Source organism: Providencia sp. PROV252 (assembly GCF_033676005.1).
Lineage (GTDB): Bacteria > Pseudomonadota > Gammaproteobacteria > Enterobacterales > Enterobacteriaceae > Providencia > Providencia vermicola.
On the sequence record NZ_CP096295.1, the window covers coordinates 124,695 to 138,983 of the forward strand.

Genomic DNA, 14,289 nt, shown 5'->3' on the forward strand with positions numbered 1-14,289 from the left:
CGGTTAAAATATCAGCACTGTAGTAATCAAATAGGACCTCAACATGACTCAAGAGAACATCGCGTGGTCGATTACTGACGAACTCAAGCTTGTGAAGGGGCTGAAGGATAACTACTCTTTTACAGCCTTATCGTCAGTCATCGGTAAGGATGTGGAAGAAATTCAACGCAAGTGTATCGCGATGGATTTGTACATTGCCACTTGTGAAAACATTGATGACCTCAGCCAGATAACCCTGGTGCCAAATCACCAGGTCGGTATTGCTTGCTTGGGTAAAACTATGTCCGGCATTTATCGCAATCTGACCGAGATGGGATGGGCTCCACAGGTATGGCGTGGAGAGCAATCACTGCGGTCGCCTGAGTGGTGGACATCACGCCCTGCTCTTGCGTTTCGTTATAACGACGATGCTGACGCGCCTGCTCGCCGAACAGTTCACTTGCTCAATAACGGTAAGCCTTGGACTCCAGAGGATGTGGGCATGATGCTGACAGCTCTGTCTCAGCGCCCCAGTAAGGATGCACTAACGCAGGTACTGATGCGCAGCATGTCTAATATTATTCAACAGCTCTCTATCATGGGTTTGGTTCGTGTCGGAACTGCTGAAGACTCAGGGGAGGCCAAGGTCTGGATGTGCGCAACTATCCAGCCACGAGTGCTGTCGAAAATGCGTTATTTTGACGTGCTACCTATGTTGCACAATGGCTGGCTCATTGATGGTTTGCAATTAACAGCCCCAACCTGGTGGTCTGACGCAACCCAGATCACCGACCTGATTCCAGGCTCCTGGCCGCTGAAAGCTTCAGTCACAGAAGCCGATACACCAGTTCGGTGTAATGAGCACATGATGGCCGCTGCAACCTTGTTGAAAGCAGTGAATGCCAAACGACAGGCTATTGATACCGCAGCACCTCAACCCCCTCCTCTGGCTGAAAAAAACGCCACCCCCGCAGCTTCGACACCACCTACATCCACTGAAAAGCGCCAGCCAGCACCTGCTCGTGAAAAAACGCGCAACGGTAAATTATGGTTCGCTGGCAACTATAAATTCCTATTCACTTTACTTGGGGAGCATCATTCGCCAGACGTGATAGCCAAAAAAATGGATCGGACAGCAGGTGCAATCAGCTCACGCATTCAACTCATCGGCCTGACACGTTACATTAAAAGTGAGATTGAAGGTGAGAAAGGAACGGTCTGTATTGTCGATGAAGTTTCCATTGACACGCTACGCAAACAACCTGACTTTGTTAAAGATCAGCTGATAGGTGCTGGCTGGAAAGAGAAAGGAAACTTCCTATACTCACCTGACTGGTGGCTCAAATACCCCCACCAGCTGGGATGATCCAACAAGAAAAGGCAACCACATGGTTGCCTTTTTATTACCGACGTGTCAGTAAAGCTCTCCTGACGTTAGCAACAACACATCACCGACGATCGGCCCTTCCAGGCAAACATGTTCCTCCAGCAAAGTGGTGGCTCGTTGATTCAAACCCAGCTCGCTGTGTTTCGCGTCTTCATTCATGAGAACACGATCATAGACCACACCATTCAACGTGATGCCCTGACTTAGCTGAGAAAACTCAGGGTACCCTTTCAGAACGCTTTGAACGAATACAGGGTCAAGAAGCCCTTGCTCATCAGCCTTGGTGACTGTGGTATCACTCTGGCCGGTTCCTGCTCGGATAATCAATGCCATTAAAACCTCTGCGTTGGTAAGAGCCTTAATTATCTCATGGCACTGTATGGAGCCAGATTTTTTTCCCCCTCGTTTCGCTCTCCTTTTCTGTGTTTTTGTCAGAATGCCCGTGTTTAAATTGGGAACTGCCTACGCTGCCCGAAAGCGTTAAACGCCAGCCGGGTATGGACCCATTTTGACTGGAGAAGAAAAATGCCTAAGCTCGACTTGTTTGATGTGCTGATGATTGGTGGTGGAGTTGCCTTACTGGCTGGTCACTACATTTGGTCAAAATTCTTTAAGAAGCCGGATGATGAGGGAAAGGATTACGCCGAACCTCCGGCTATTATGTCAGCGGCCTCTCAAGCAGAAGAGGAAAACGATCACAACAAGCACTACCATTAATCAAAAGCCCCGGCAAAACCGGGGCTCTTCGTTTCTATGAATTGTGGTTCACGGCTGCGTTCTCAGTTGCTTCAGCAAACGCAGATTTCTATTTGCGAATCCAGACAACGTGATGAGTATCATTGTCATCACAAGTAAAGCACAGTTCAGTATTCGTGATATTCCTGCGATTTCAGCCGACTCCTGATACTTCACTTCAATGCTTGGTTTGGCATCATTAACAATGCTTGGCTCAAGTCGCTGGGCCAATTCATATAATCGATATGCCAACTCGCTATCCACAAAATAATTATCCCTCAAAATGCGAACACTGAGGGCTGCGACTCGGCTCGCTTTATCCAGAAGCTTGTTAGCTTCCTTCTCGTCAGAAGTGTTCTGCGCGGCCACAGCCAGAGCCTGAACCAATGCCACGCTTATGGACATCGCACGACGAGCGTCACCCGCAGCATAGCCTGAACGTATTTCACCTTCAAAAGCGGTAACCGCATTTGTATCATTGCTCCCCTTTTCCATCGCATCCTTCAGGATAAGGCCAACCCCTGGGTATTCTGTCGTGATCGCGCTCAGTAATTCATTAACCTCACCGGCAGGAATAAGTATTTCAGTCCGTACCGAAGTGGCGCTAGGTAACGATTTTGGTTCATCATGCGTCAGGATTATTGTTGAAAAAATGACACCGGCGACAGGCGCAATGATGATGAGGTACGATGCTTCTGACTGCATTATCGCAATCCCTACCACGACAACGGCCAATGCAACTAAAAATGGAATACTATACGAAAGGTATTTTTCAATAACCCCGCCGATTGTGACAAATCCCCCTTCTATCGACGCCCCTGAACCGAGAGACAAATTAACAGGTTTATTGATCGCCATAGCATGGAGTGTATCCAGTTCAAACTGTTGCATCCAACTGAATATCCAGACGAAACCCGCAAGCAGCAACAGGATGCAACCCGTCAAAAACAATCGATTTCGCTTGTGTTGAATACGTTTTTCAGTCGAGACAATATCTGGTTCTGTCTTAACCATTCCCCCCTCCGGACACTAAACGTTAAATGAGATGGCCGAATAACTCGGCCTATGATGTAACTGCTAAATTATTCCGCCAGTTCCAAAAGCAGTTCACGGCGGTGCTTCTGCCAGGCGTCTGTACGTTCAGATAGGCGAGCGTAGTGGCCTTCGCTTTCACGTTGGATCCGTTTAATCTCGCGCGCGGCACCGCCGATGGTGTTTGAAATGTGCTCCAATGTTGACTCATCATACACCGGGCGATGTCCTTCCCGTGCAATTCGGATGGAGCTCTCGCTGACCAAGTCTGCCTGGTGTCTCGCCTGCGCATTAACGACATCGCCCACTGCCTGAACCAGCTTTGAACGGTTGTTACTTTGTGTGGCCTGATCCACCAGCAAGTGAGCGCGTTTGGCAGATGGGAGTGTTACACGCTTGATGGTTTCAAACTGGTCAAGCATGTTGAGGTTATTTCGCTGCATCATTCGGATCATGGTCAAATCCTCAAAGCATTTCTGCTGCGTCATGATGATATCTACTTTGCGTTTTTTCAGTACGGCCAGCTGGTGGTCGATATTACTGACTTCCAAAGCAAGCAAATTGTTTTCTGGGTCGCTCTTCAATGCCTTGCGGCGCTGTTTCAGGGTGGCTTCAATATGCTCTATCGCGAAACCTGCGGCCACAATATTAATGCCCGACTCATGCACTTCGGCCAGCACTTCCTCATACAAAATGTCGAGGTTATTGTTGTGACCAATGAGATCAGTCGAGATGCTGGTGATGTCTTCCGTCAGTAAGCTGACTTGGTTTTTAACGTTGTCAAAACGGTCATTCGCCCGATGAGCGAGTCGAAGTGCGCGCGTCGCGTAGTACCCGAGCACTGGGATTTTCAGTAACAGCTGCTGCACCTTGCCAGGCTGTACAGACGTACTGATATCGCGAGCAAGTTCAACGATTTCATTCAGCCGCTTGCCGTCCTTGCCTTGGTTATAGACATGAACGTTTTCCAACAGCTTATCCAGATAGGCACCATCGGGTGATTTGCTGCGGCCAAAGTTATGTGCGCTCCTTGGATCGCCCAGCACAAGGGTGTTTGCGACGGCAGCGACCTGATCGCGCTGAGCTGGGGTGACGGCAAACTTTTCAGACTCTTTGTTCAAAATAATCTGATCAGCGGTGACAGTGATTGTGTTGGTCATATCAGCTACCCTTTTTAACGTTATCGTTGCGTTTGTTTACCAACGTTCGAAAACGCTGTTCGACTTGCGGATCTATCTCGATATTGGCCGCTCCACTTCGCAGTTGTTTTATTTGGTGATGCCAGATAGGGATTGCACTTTTCACAACCGCATCCAGAAGGTCTACCTCTGTTGCGGCAGAGTGCAGCAACATCCCTACCTGAACCTTATTCATTTCTGAAGAGGCTTTGGTGACTTCCAGATTAAGGATGCGTTGAGCTAAGCGGGTCAGTCCGTACTCCAACTGATCTGATAGCCCCTCCCCACTTTCACGATATTGGGCTATAAATGCCCGGCCTTCTTGGATGTAAGCGTCCAAAGCTTCAATGTCACGCGTATAGATTTGCTCAAGCGCCAACAAGATATGCACGCCTTTTTGCGCCTGCTCCAGTATCAATGGGGCTTGTGCCACCAGCCGATCGACACGACGACAATTCATGGTGAACTCAATCATGCGTGTTTCTTTTGACCCCGTCAGGGCATCCCAGATGCGGGACAGGAATCCCGTCTTGCGCTTGAAGTACACCGCAGGGTCACAAGCCTCAAGGTGCTTTACCAAGAGTGCGCTTGTTTCGCTGATTTTCGTATCTTCAGATCCCGATTTCATGGCTTCTTCCAGCGTCATTTTGTTACCGTTGAAATCAAGGATGTCATCGGAATGGGACAGTAATTTGGGACCAAAGCTAACAACGCCTATCGCGTCATTGACGAACGCGGGTAATTGCCGAGCAATCAGGCTGGTGGACATGCGCACTCCTAAAGAACAATAGAATCTACCTTCAAGCTATCACGACAAATTTGCTGACAAAGAAAATGAGGTCAATTTTTATCAGTAATAAGCCCCCTTTTTTTCGTCTTCGTTTTGTCGATGAAAAAACTCAGTCACCGGTTAGGTGTTCGGTATCCTGTCCGCATCCATAAACAGGAGGAAGCTATGCTCCGATTCGTACCATTGATGATCTTGACTGGCCGCCTACGGCTCAACCGCGTATTCACGTTACTGACTGACGGTGCTGTTTCTGTTGCCTTTTGGTTCTGTTTATCGGGGGAATTAACTTGGATTGTCCCAGTCGGTTTGCTGGCTCTTTTCTTACTGGTTTTTGCGGTGATCGGGTATCGCTGTTATTACCTGCCGGTAAAAACGAATCGGGTAATCCGTGTACGCTTTAGTCGTGATGACCAATTCGTCAACTTGTCCCTCATAATCATGGAAGGAGGCGAAGAAATAGAGTATCCATTGGCCGTAAAAATGGCGCAAGGTAGCGCATATCACTTCTACCTGTTGTCAATTTACATACGCCTGGCTGATTCACTCACTCGTTACGCGCGTTCTTTGAAGGCGGTGCATTCATGAATGGGCTCGGTATTTTATTTGTCGGGCTGGTGGCAGTTTTGGGCCGAGATGTCATCAAACGCCGAAAACCGCAACCCTGGCTTGTGATCGCCCTTGCCTTGTCCGTGACGTTGTTTGTCAGTGATCGGTGGATAGGCTCAATCTACAGCGTCCCTACGGGCTCCATGCAGCCCACCTATAAAGTAGGTGACTATGTTACGGCGGTCAGGCTGGGGGAATTGCTGGACGATGGCCGATTAATGCGCGGCGATGTAGCTGTGTTCAAGGCTCCTTCAGTACCTCGCACGCTTTATACAAAGCGCATTATCGGCATTCCCGGTGATGTGGTTGAATTTGACACAGACAAAACGTATCGAGTCAATGGTAGGGTACTGGGGCAAAAAACCGAAGAAAAAGGTGGTTTCCTTGTGTTCTCGGCCTGTGATGAGCGCACTGGTAAACCGTACAGATTTGTGATCGATACACACGCTGCTTATGTACCAACAAAAGGTCGCTGGGTTATTCCTGAAGGCTATTACTTTATGGCCGGGGACAACCGTGATCACTCATGGGATAGTCGTTACTGGGAAAACCCACCTGGCACACCAAAGCCTTTGCGAGGATTGGTCCCGCATGACCGGATTCATGCCCGTGTCATACACACATTGTTCAATTTTAATCCGTTCAACAATTACGATGCGCTCGACGTACAAATGGCAGTGATCCGCCAAGGTGCAGATGGTGCGCGAAAATGATGATTGAAATCTTCTACCAGACAAAATCACCTGAAATGGTGGCTGAATTCGCTCGTGCCGTAGAAGCCTACAATGAGTGGAGAGCTCAGACTCTGGCTGTCTGTGAACGGCTTGGGTTCATCAACTTTTCAGGACCAGACTTCTGCGTACCTGAATATTTTTTCCGCTCACGTTATGAACACATCCAAAAAGTGACCGGCTTTAAGTTGGCCGGGGATGATTCCCTTTTGGCTGAGACTGATCACATTCCCTATGCCTTGCGTCATGACAACCCTGCTGGTGAGGCTGTCTCTCGTGAGCTAATGCAATTAGCTGTAAATGCTTTGACTGCGCTAGGTGTTGATTGTGCGCTATACGGTGAGCCTGGTGCAATGGGATATCAACGCGCTATCTGCATGATGCTGGGCATTAATCAGCGCGTCACGGCAGGGGCTGTCATTGGTTTTTCCCAAATATGGGCAATATCTGACGAGCAAGGAAACTTCTCTCTCGTTTGCTCCATTCCCGTGAATGCCCGTGAAGATACCATGACCTATGAACTACCGGATATGCCTGAAGGCTGGGAGGATATATCGGCTCAGCAGGTAATCCACTTATTCAATAACCACAATTCCATCGTCATGAAGGAGTAATGCAATGAAATATCTGTCAGTTTTGATGGTTCTAATCCTTGGGGGGTGCGCTAACGTCGGGCCGGGAAAGCCGATGCCTGTGACACCTCTGTCAGCCCCAGCGCAACAGAAAGCGCCGAGCAAAGAGGTGACGACGGATCCAGTGACGGAGCTGGATGCACTACAAGTCTTATTTAACGAAGGGCTCGCTGAGGATGCTCAGTATGAAAGCGCCCGATTTATTGAGGGGAGCAACCAAACCATGATTATCGCGTCTGTCCTAAATGTCCCCTGCCAAATGGTTTTTCGGTTTGTTGAAGCAACGAACGGGGATTTTTGGATCCCCAACCAAATCGCATGCGATAACCAGGATGCTATGGCTGGGTACGTGCCTGCGGCCGAAACTGGAGTGATTTCGTCAGCGGATCTGCCGATGATAAACTCGGCACATTCAAATGACTAAGCTACTTTGTTGAGGTTTATATGGTTTTGCGTGTGGTGAACTACGTTTTAATGTTAATGATAGCTGGTGTTTATGCCCTGGCTGTATATGCCAGTAAGAATGAGGCCGAGCTCTTCCACATTATCGGTGTTGGAAACATGGCTTTGTTCTGTGCCGCTGTATTTTTGCTGGCCCGCAAAGAAATTTACTACATCTGGGCAACGTATGTCTTATCACTAGTGGTTTACTATGCTGTCATTTCACCATACCTACCTCTCATCCCTGAAATTGTCGTTTACGGCACGCCATCCGTAGTGGGGTTGATTGCCGTTTACGACATCGTGATTCTAAATTCCAATGAGCTGTCGGTGAGGGCCAAGGCTCGCCGGGCTTGGCCTAAAAAACGAAAATAGGTGCAGTAAATGTCGAAAGGAAAGAAACGTCAGGTTACACCCGAAAAGGCAATGCGGATCCGCTTCTATGGTATGTCGGGCCTGATTATAGTGCTCAATACGATTTTTGCGGGGAGCTCGAAAATTCAGCTGATTTCCTTTCTGCTGACGTTGTCCATTTTCCTGTTTTTCACGTTCTCTGGGCGGGTTGTTGTCGGAACGTGGTTCAGAAAAGAAAATTGGCGCACTTTAAATGCCCCTCAGACCACATTGCTATTTCGTGTCTATATCGGGCTTCCAATCGCGGCAATCACGGTCCTTCTCTATGCTTATGGGTATCAAGGTGCCATCAGCCAGGCGATTGTCGATGTGTTGTTCCCGCCCGGTGAGAAGGTTGAAGACAAAATGGTCTCTGTCATGAACCTGCTCCATGCCAAACTACCGCTGCTAGTGGGTGCTTTCCTTTTCTATATCGGCTTGTGTTTCTTTGTTGGGACGGTCGTTAAATATCTTCAGTTATCGGCTTCAGGGCGTGCGCTTGGCAAGCTAAAAGGAGTCGTCAATGCACGTCAGGTCTTAGAGCGAATGACGTGGGATCAGTTCGAAAAAGTGGTTTGCAAGTTCTTCGAAACTAAAGGCTATCGCGCCCGTGTTACTCAGGCTGGCGCTGACGGTGGTGTGGATGTTGAGCTTCAGGGTTTCGGCCACCGGGAAATGGTGCAATGCAAACACTGGAAAACAAACCGTGTCGGTGTTGCTATTGTCCGCGAAATTTACGGTGTGGTGCTCGCAGACGGCTTTCACCGTGGATTCATTATTACGTCAGGCCTGTTTACCGATGAAGCATGGAAGTTCGCTCAACGCGAAAATGTGAAAGGAAAGGTTATTTTACTCGACGGTACACAACTGATCGAAATGATTAAAGGGAATGGAGAGTTAGAACAGAATCCCCCTAAGTCCCAAGCAACCACTCAATCCATTGATGCGAAAGAGCCGTTGTGCCCGGTATGCGGCGGAAAGATGGTTCTTCGAAAATCTGGCAAGTCAGCATTCTTTGGTTGCTCCCTATTCCCAGACTGTCGTGGTACCCGCGAACTGTAGTCGTTCACCTTTTCTTTCATGGAGCGCCGTTTAGTCGGCGTTCTTTTTTTATATCCACTCCATCTGAAAAGGGAAGCAAAACGCAGACCTTTTCGCCCTTCTGAATTTCGGCAGCGGAAGCAATGCCGTTATAATCACCAAGCAATCCAACCAGGCAGTGAGGGTAACACTGTTGGTCATGGGCTCCGTTCTGCGGGGTTTGTTAAATAGGCTGAACTGCGACGGGGTAAACATAACGAACGTTGCAGTGATCGGTAATGTGCATGAATGAATTTGAGGGGAAATAGATGACTGAGAAACGCGGCACTGGCGCTGAATACGGTCAGGAAATTTTGCGTGAACGCTCTGCGGAAGCGGACACGCCTGAACCAACGAAGAAAGTATCGAAGAAGACGGTGCTTTCCGTGATCGTAGCGGCCATTATCGCAGGGGGTGCGATGACGGCTGTTATTTTAACGAGCGATAAAACTCCGGCTGAGAAAGTCGAAGCTATGTCGGTTAATATCGGTAACGACGGTGTTGCGCTGACTGATAAAGTCAAAGAGGACATTGAGAACAGCGGCACTCAAGCTCATGAGTCTGAACTGACTAATGCCGAAGCCGTAACAACTGATAGCAAAAACGAGCCGCAAACGCCCGCGTTGGAAATTGCCGAACTGAAGAAGAACAGTTTGCCTGAAACTAAAACTCCGGTTGAAGCCGAAGTGGTTGAGCCTGTTATGCCTACGGCAGAAATCCTTCCGGCTGAAGATGTCGTTAAGGCAGAGCAATCTGCTCCAATTGCGGCCAGCAATGAGCGGGAGTATGACCCGGCCAAGTTTGGGATCGCTGAGGAAAATTCACCTGAAGCCGACGTTTCCCCTTCACTGGGCGGTGACGTAAAAGCGGCCCCAGTGGCTGAAGAGCAAGCGAAGGCTGAACTGCCAGCGCCTGAGCCAGTACCAACTCCTGTACCAACTCAGGCGGCTGAGCCTGCACCAGCAGGCTCACCAGAACCTATCCGACCGGAGCGCGTTGAGCTCCCCGCTACTAATCAGTTCGCTCAACCTATGACGATGACGGGTTCGGATCTGAACTACACAGGTTCGGCGTTGAAAGTTGAGTATAAAGCTCAACAACAGGATACCGTTTATCTCTACAGCACGTTTGCTGCCAAAATCTTCCTGCTACCAACGGATAAGGGTGAGAACATAAGTGCCTACCTGTCAGACGAGAAAGGTTGGCAACTGAAATTGCTGCCTGGCGGTATTCTCCGTGTCCAGCGCAGTGAAAATAAGGCCTCCTGGTCGCAAGCAACGGATCTGTTTATCGTTGCAGGCAAGCGAACCTATTCACTGATTCTCCAAGGTGTTGGTGAGCCGGGCCAGCGGACTGACTCCCTTCGTTACATTTCGGCGGAGCCTGAACAAAAGCCGAAATCAAAAAAGTAAGATCAATGGGACAGGCGTATCCTTGATACGCCTTTTTTATCGGAGTAAATATGATAAGCCCTCTTATTGATGGAATCCGTCTCATTGCGACAAGCTACTGTATCAGCATTCCTCACGCCGAATGGACACCACAACATTCATACCTAGTTTGTCGTGCGCTTCTTCAGCGGGGTGTTTTCGGTGGTAAGGCAATGTTGGGAACTCGGCTAACGCGACATAAAGAGGCGGTTAACGATGGTGATCACGGCGTTTTTTCAATATCTCATACGCAGTATGGCTGGTTAGTCCTGGAGGATGGCACCATTCTTGACCCGGTTGGTTGCCTGCAAAATACCGATGACAGTGGTGAGCCACAGTACCGTATTGAGTATGATTCGGCCTGCTATATTGACGGCATCGACCCTATGACCTGCGATCGAAGTGAGTTACCAAAGCACTTCAGTGAAGATGAAATTTATCGAGTTAAGCGCGGCGTAATGCGTGAGATTTGTTCCCGCGCGCTGGGCTATACGTTGCAGGTTGAAGGCTTAACAATGGCAGAGGTGGTGTTTCTTCTGAATCAGCCGCTAAGTGTGTTTGGTGGGCACTCCCGCATGCTCTATGAGCACTTTATGGGGTTGGGTCTGAGTCGTGTGATGCCTATTTCCAAGGTGAATGTCATCAACCCTACCCTGGCGAAAAAGCTATGGGAGGTGTTCTTTGTCGATACTAACGAGAGCGAGCTCACCGCCATTTTGCGTTGAACAAAAAAACCACTCGATATATAGAGTGGTTTTCAGTTCGCTAACTTGACACTTCCAACTTAATAGCTCATCTCCGGCTCGGTCCCGCCTGCCCAACGGCGTTCCCAATGCTCCAGATAAACCTCAGCCACTTCTGGTAAATTATACAACACGATCGCATTTTCACTGTTTCGCTTATTCGCACTATCGCTGTAGTTGAAAGATCCAGTTTCCACCGTTTGCCGGTCAACCACGATGAACTTGTCGTGCATGATGGCATATCGCCCGTTGGTTCGGATTGGGATCTTAGCCAGTCTTACCGTATTCATCGCTGATATAGAGTGCTTGCTCTTATTGCCTTTCTCATCCACCACAATCTTGACATCAATACCACGCTTCTTTGCTGCCACCAGCTCTTTCACGATATCTCTCGATGTAAAGGAATATGCGGCCAGGCGGAGCTCTGACTTTGCCGAGCGGATAGCATTGATGATCGCCTTCTGGGCTGACCCTTCTGGCGAGAAGCCAATTACGATTTGCGTTTGGTGGTTTATCTGCGCGCCTTTCTGTGCGCGTGGAGGGATTTGTTCGCTTTGTTCTTGGCTACTACCCAGACCGTTAAGCAGATCGTCAAATTTAAACGCGAATGCGTTTTGGGCTGATAACGAGAGAGTGAAAGCCAAGGAACTGACCAAAAGCTTTTTCTTGAGATCCATGAGTCACCATTTTAGAAGTTTGTAATTGCACTAACCATTACAACACAGGGAAAACAAGCAACAAAACGTTTAGCCATGCGATTTGTTCACCTTTTTTCTACATGCAGAAAACTCAATAAATCAGATTTTTATCCATTACATCTAACCATTTCCCTTTTTGCATCAAAAAGTCACCTTATTTCTCATGTTTCAAGGTATTTCTGTCAGGCTTTTTTAATGAATCAGGTATTCGGTATCTGTATATTTATCTGCGTTCCCTGCTGAAACCCGTTAAATAGTCAGGTGAACATCCAAAAACTGAAATTTAACTCAAGAAAGGATGTTAACGATGAAAACTATCTCCGCCCGTAACCTGAAATCTGTTCTGGCTGCTTCCGCTGTTCTGGCTCTGGGCGTGACCGCCGTTTACGCGAAAGGTACCGAGCAAACTGGTTTTAGCGAAGTGTGGGCCACAATCACTTCCTACATGCAGGGTTCTCTGGGCCGCGTGCTGGTGGGTCTGATCGTCATCGTCGGCGTTGCTGCTGCGGTTGTTCGCCAGTCCCTGATGACCTTCGCGGTCGCTGTTGGTGCGGCCATCGGCCTGTACTACGCGCCGGATATCATCAACGGCATGATGACTTCCACCAGCGCCGTAACGACCGCCCTGCCAGCTGGCATCTAATTCAGCGGCTACGGCCAGCATCAAGAAAACCCGACTTCGGTCGGGTTTTTGCTTTGTAGCGCAAATTACAGCGAGCTTTGTAGGTCTGCGACAAATGGCTTAATATCACGTTCAAACACTTCAGAAATGACTTCTGATACTGCTTTTACCCTAGCGAGTTCAGCGGCATCTTTATGTACGACTTTCCACACTTCATATTTTTTCTTTCTGGCCTTATCCGGCCATATTCGAATTAACTCAGGATACCGTTGCTCTTGGTAGCATGGCAGTTCCCCTAAAGCCATTCCCGAACGCACAAAGGTTGTGAGTAAGAAGCTTGATGTCAGCCTGGCTACAACCCGCGCATCTCGGCGAGATTCACCTACCATCGTATCAGGTACAGGGCTGCTGAATTTATTGTCGTATAAAGCGATATCATGGTTAGCAAGGTGCTGGCCGAGTTCTGGTGGGCCAAACTTATCAAGGTATGTCTGGGTTGCGTATAGGCCGACATCCCAGCTCCCTAGCCTTTTAGCAATTAGATCTGGTGCCGCAGGTCTTTGGATTCGCACGGCAATTTCAGCTTCACCACGCGACATATCTGCCATCTGTGCGCCAAGTTTCATGGTGACATTAATATTGGGGTAGCGATCTCTCAATATCTTAACTGCTGACATTAGGAATTCGACTGCAAGCCTGTCTGTAGTAGCTATTGATACGTCACCGGAGAATTCACCATTAGATCCTTCACTCAAGCGCAGAAAGGAAACAGAGTTACGCTCCATTTCCTGGGCGATACCTAACACTCTTTCTGCCACTTCAGTAGGAACTAATCCATCTGGCGTGCGGTAAAACAGTTTAGCACCGAGTTGTTTTTCTAAATTTGTTAGCCTTCGACTTACCGTGGTCTGATCCATCGACAAACGAATCGATGCCCCCCTCAAGGAATTGGTTCGAAAAGCAGCAAGGAAAACTTTGACGTCGTCCCATCCCGATAAATACATGCATCCTCCCCATGCAAAATTGCAGCCTAGGATTGTATTTTTGCAATTTACTTTTTTGAAGTAAACAAAAAGGGAGGCGCATTAAAAATGCAACCTCCCTTTTTGGTCTGAAATGCTGGTGATTAGATAATTTGACCAACCCACAAAAAATACCACAAAGAAGCATAGCCAAGCACCCAGGCCCCTACTAAAGCACGAAATCGGCGCTGATATGCACTACGTGTTTTATGCTTGAACATCTGCTGGGCGATGATGCAACCCGGCCAACCACCGAGAAAGGCCAGCGCATCAAGCGTTAATTCCTCTACTCGCGGGCCTCTCTCGATAGCCTGTTGCTTGTCCTTACGATACACGTAAATCGAAATGAGGCTCCAGGCAATCATCCACAGCACCGAGTATGCGTAAAACATCATTTATTCCTCTCATCAATATTCGTGGAGAGATAATCCCGAAGGTTTGTCATCGCAAGCGTAGTGCGATCTTCCACTTCCTCAGCTGTATCAAAGAACTTCGCCAGTTTACGATTGGCCTTTCTTAGTGCTTTTGTTGCTATATCCTGCTGCACCAGAAACGCCTCACTGCGCTGCTCATCCAGACTTTGAATGGTTAGTTCGTTTAACTGCATTGTGGCATCCTGCACGGCCTTTTGCAGTTGCTTTTTCTTTTGTGCCTGCCGGTCAGACTCACGAAGGGCGCGCGTGCTCTTCATATACAGCGTGCGTAACGTTTTAACAAGGCTATCTGGGCTAATGGGCTCGCTATTTAAGGGTTCTTCATCGGGATTCTTCATGCACTTATGGCCTGTTGT

General features: G+C 48.5%; 19 protein-coding genes. 11 read left to right on the plus strand and 8 right to left on the minus strand.

The window, feature by feature from the left end:
* Positions 1 to 43: 43 nt before the first annotated feature.
* Positions 44 to 1,345: a hypothetical protein gene (locus tag M1F05_RS21930; RefSeq protein ID WP_042847298.1), complete on the plus strand. Its 1,302-nt coding sequence runs from the start codon at positions 44 to 46 to the stop codon at positions 1,343 to 1,345.
* 48 nt (positions 1,346 to 1,393) lie between these two features.
* Here the strand turns inward: M1F05_RS21930 and M1F05_RS21935 are convergent, their stop codons facing one another.
* On the minus strand, positions 1,394 to 1,699 hold the full coding sequence (locus M1F05_RS21935; protein WP_042847295.1) for a hypothetical protein: 306 nt from the start codon (positions 1,697 to 1,699) through the stop codon (positions 1,394 to 1,396).
* A 192-nt stretch (positions 1,700 to 1,891) separates the two neighbouring features.
* On the opposite strand from M1F05_RS21935, the gene M1F05_RS21940 reads away from it, so the two are divergent.
* Positions 1,892 to 2,083, plus strand: coding sequence for a hypothetical protein (locus M1F05_RS21940; protein WP_042847293.1), 192 nt, complete (start codon positions 1,892 to 1,894; stop codon positions 2,081 to 2,083).
* A 48-nt stretch (positions 2,084 to 2,131) separates the two neighbouring features.
* Here M1F05_RS21940 and M1F05_RS21945 read toward each other — a convergent pair whose 3' ends face one another.
* From M1F05_RS21945 to M1F05_RS21955, 3 genes are all read right to left on the minus strand, one after another.
* Entirely contained in the window at positions 2,132 to 3,115 is a 984-nt protein-coding gene (locus tag M1F05_RS21945; protein WP_042847290.1) for a hypothetical protein, read from the minus strand.
* 68 nt (positions 3,116 to 3,183) lie between these two features.
* The gene (locus M1F05_RS21950; RefSeq protein WP_042847288.1) at positions 3,184 to 4,293 is read right to left on the minus strand and encodes a toxic anion resistance protein; all 1,110 of its coding nucleotides are present in this window, start codon (positions 4,291 to 4,293) and stop codon (positions 3,184 to 3,186) included.
* A gap of 1 nt (position 4,294) precedes the next feature.
* Positions 4,295 to 5,080, minus strand: a complete 786-nt coding sequence (locus M1F05_RS21955) for a hypothetical protein (RefSeq protein ID WP_237072357.1) — start codon at positions 5,078 to 5,080, stop codon at positions 4,295 to 4,297.
* Between the two features lie 186 nt (positions 5,081 to 5,266).
* Here M1F05_RS21955 and M1F05_RS21960 point away from each other — a divergent pair, with 186 nt between their 5' ends.
* From M1F05_RS21960 to M1F05_RS21995, 8 genes are all read left to right on the plus strand, one after another.
* Positions 5,267 to 5,686 (plus strand): hypothetical protein, encoded by a 420-nt coding sequence (locus M1F05_RS21960; protein WP_042847283.1) that lies wholly within the window; start codon positions 5,267 to 5,269, stop codon positions 5,684 to 5,686.
* The gene (lepB, locus tag M1F05_RS21965; RefSeq protein ID WP_263057238.1) at positions 5,683 to 6,420 is read left to right on the plus strand and encodes a signal peptidase I; all 738 of its coding nucleotides are present in this window, start codon (positions 5,683 to 5,685) and stop codon (positions 6,418 to 6,420) included. The genes M1F05_RS21960 and lepB overlap by 4 nt, the downstream gene beginning before the upstream one ends.
* Entirely contained in the window at positions 6,417 to 7,052 is a 636-nt protein-coding gene (locus M1F05_RS21970; protein WP_042847282.1) for a hypothetical protein, read from the plus strand. The genes lepB and M1F05_RS21970 overlap by 4 nt, the downstream gene beginning before the upstream one ends.
* 73 nt (positions 7,053 to 7,125) lie before the next feature.
* Positions 7,126 to 7,494: a hypothetical protein gene (locus M1F05_RS21975; protein WP_162762203.1), complete on the plus strand. Its 369-nt coding sequence runs from the start codon at positions 7,126 to 7,128 to the stop codon at positions 7,492 to 7,494.
* A 20-nt stretch (positions 7,495 to 7,514) separates the two neighbouring features.
* Positions 7,515 to 7,886 (plus strand): hypothetical protein, encoded by a 372-nt coding sequence (locus M1F05_RS21980; RefSeq protein WP_042847277.1) that lies wholly within the window; start codon positions 7,515 to 7,517, stop codon positions 7,884 to 7,886.
* 348 nt (positions 7,887 to 8,234) lie between these two features.
* Entirely contained in the window at positions 8,235 to 8,966 is a 732-nt protein-coding gene (locus M1F05_RS21985) for a restriction endonuclease (RefSeq protein ID WP_206086759.1), read from the plus strand.
* Positions 8,967 to 9,253: 287 nt separating this feature from the next.
* Complete coding sequence (locus M1F05_RS21990; RefSeq protein ID WP_042847275.1) at positions 9,254 to 10,396, plus strand: hypothetical protein; 1,143 nt, start codon at positions 9,254 to 9,256, stop codon at positions 10,394 to 10,396.
* Between the two features lie 191 nt (positions 10,397 to 10,587).
* On the plus strand, positions 10,588 to 11,139 hold the full coding sequence (locus M1F05_RS21995) for a hypothetical protein (protein ID WP_206086760.1): 552 nt from the start codon (positions 10,588 to 10,590) through the stop codon (positions 11,137 to 11,139).
* A gap of 59 nt (positions 11,140 to 11,198) precedes the next feature.
* On the opposite strand, the gene M1F05_RS22000 is transcribed toward M1F05_RS21995, so the two are convergent.
* The gene (locus M1F05_RS22000; protein WP_080750914.1) at positions 11,199 to 11,834 is read right to left on the minus strand and encodes a phospholipase D family protein; all 636 of its coding nucleotides are present in this window, start codon (positions 11,832 to 11,834) and stop codon (positions 11,199 to 11,201) included.
* Positions 11,835 to 12,162: 328 nt separating this feature from the next.
* Here M1F05_RS22000 and traA point away from each other — a divergent pair, with 328 nt between their 5' ends.
* Complete coding sequence (gene traA / locus M1F05_RS22005) at positions 12,163 to 12,498, plus strand: TraA family conjugative transfer protein (RefSeq protein ID WP_042847274.1); 336 nt, start codon at positions 12,163 to 12,165, stop codon at positions 12,496 to 12,498.
* A 65-nt stretch (positions 12,499 to 12,563) separates the two neighbouring features.
* On the opposite strand, the gene M1F05_RS22010 is transcribed toward traA, so the two are convergent.
* The 3 genes from M1F05_RS22010 to M1F05_RS22020 form a co-directional block, all read right to left on the minus strand.
* Positions 12,564 to 13,481, minus strand: a complete 918-nt coding sequence (locus M1F05_RS22010; RefSeq protein ID WP_042847272.1) for a LysR family transcriptional regulator — start codon at positions 13,479 to 13,481, stop codon at positions 12,564 to 12,566.
* A 122-nt stretch (positions 13,482 to 13,603) separates the two neighbouring features.
* Positions 13,604 to 13,894, minus strand: coding sequence for a DUF1294 domain-containing protein (locus tag M1F05_RS22015; RefSeq protein ID WP_226617172.1), 291 nt, complete (start codon positions 13,892 to 13,894; stop codon positions 13,604 to 13,606).
* The gene (locus M1F05_RS22020; RefSeq protein WP_042847269.1) at positions 13,891 to 14,271 is read right to left on the minus strand and encodes a hypothetical protein; all 381 of its coding nucleotides are present in this window, start codon (positions 14,269 to 14,271) and stop codon (positions 13,891 to 13,893) included. The genes M1F05_RS22015 and M1F05_RS22020 overlap by 4 nt, the downstream gene beginning before the upstream one ends.
* Positions 14,272 to 14,289: the final 18 nt, after the last annotated feature.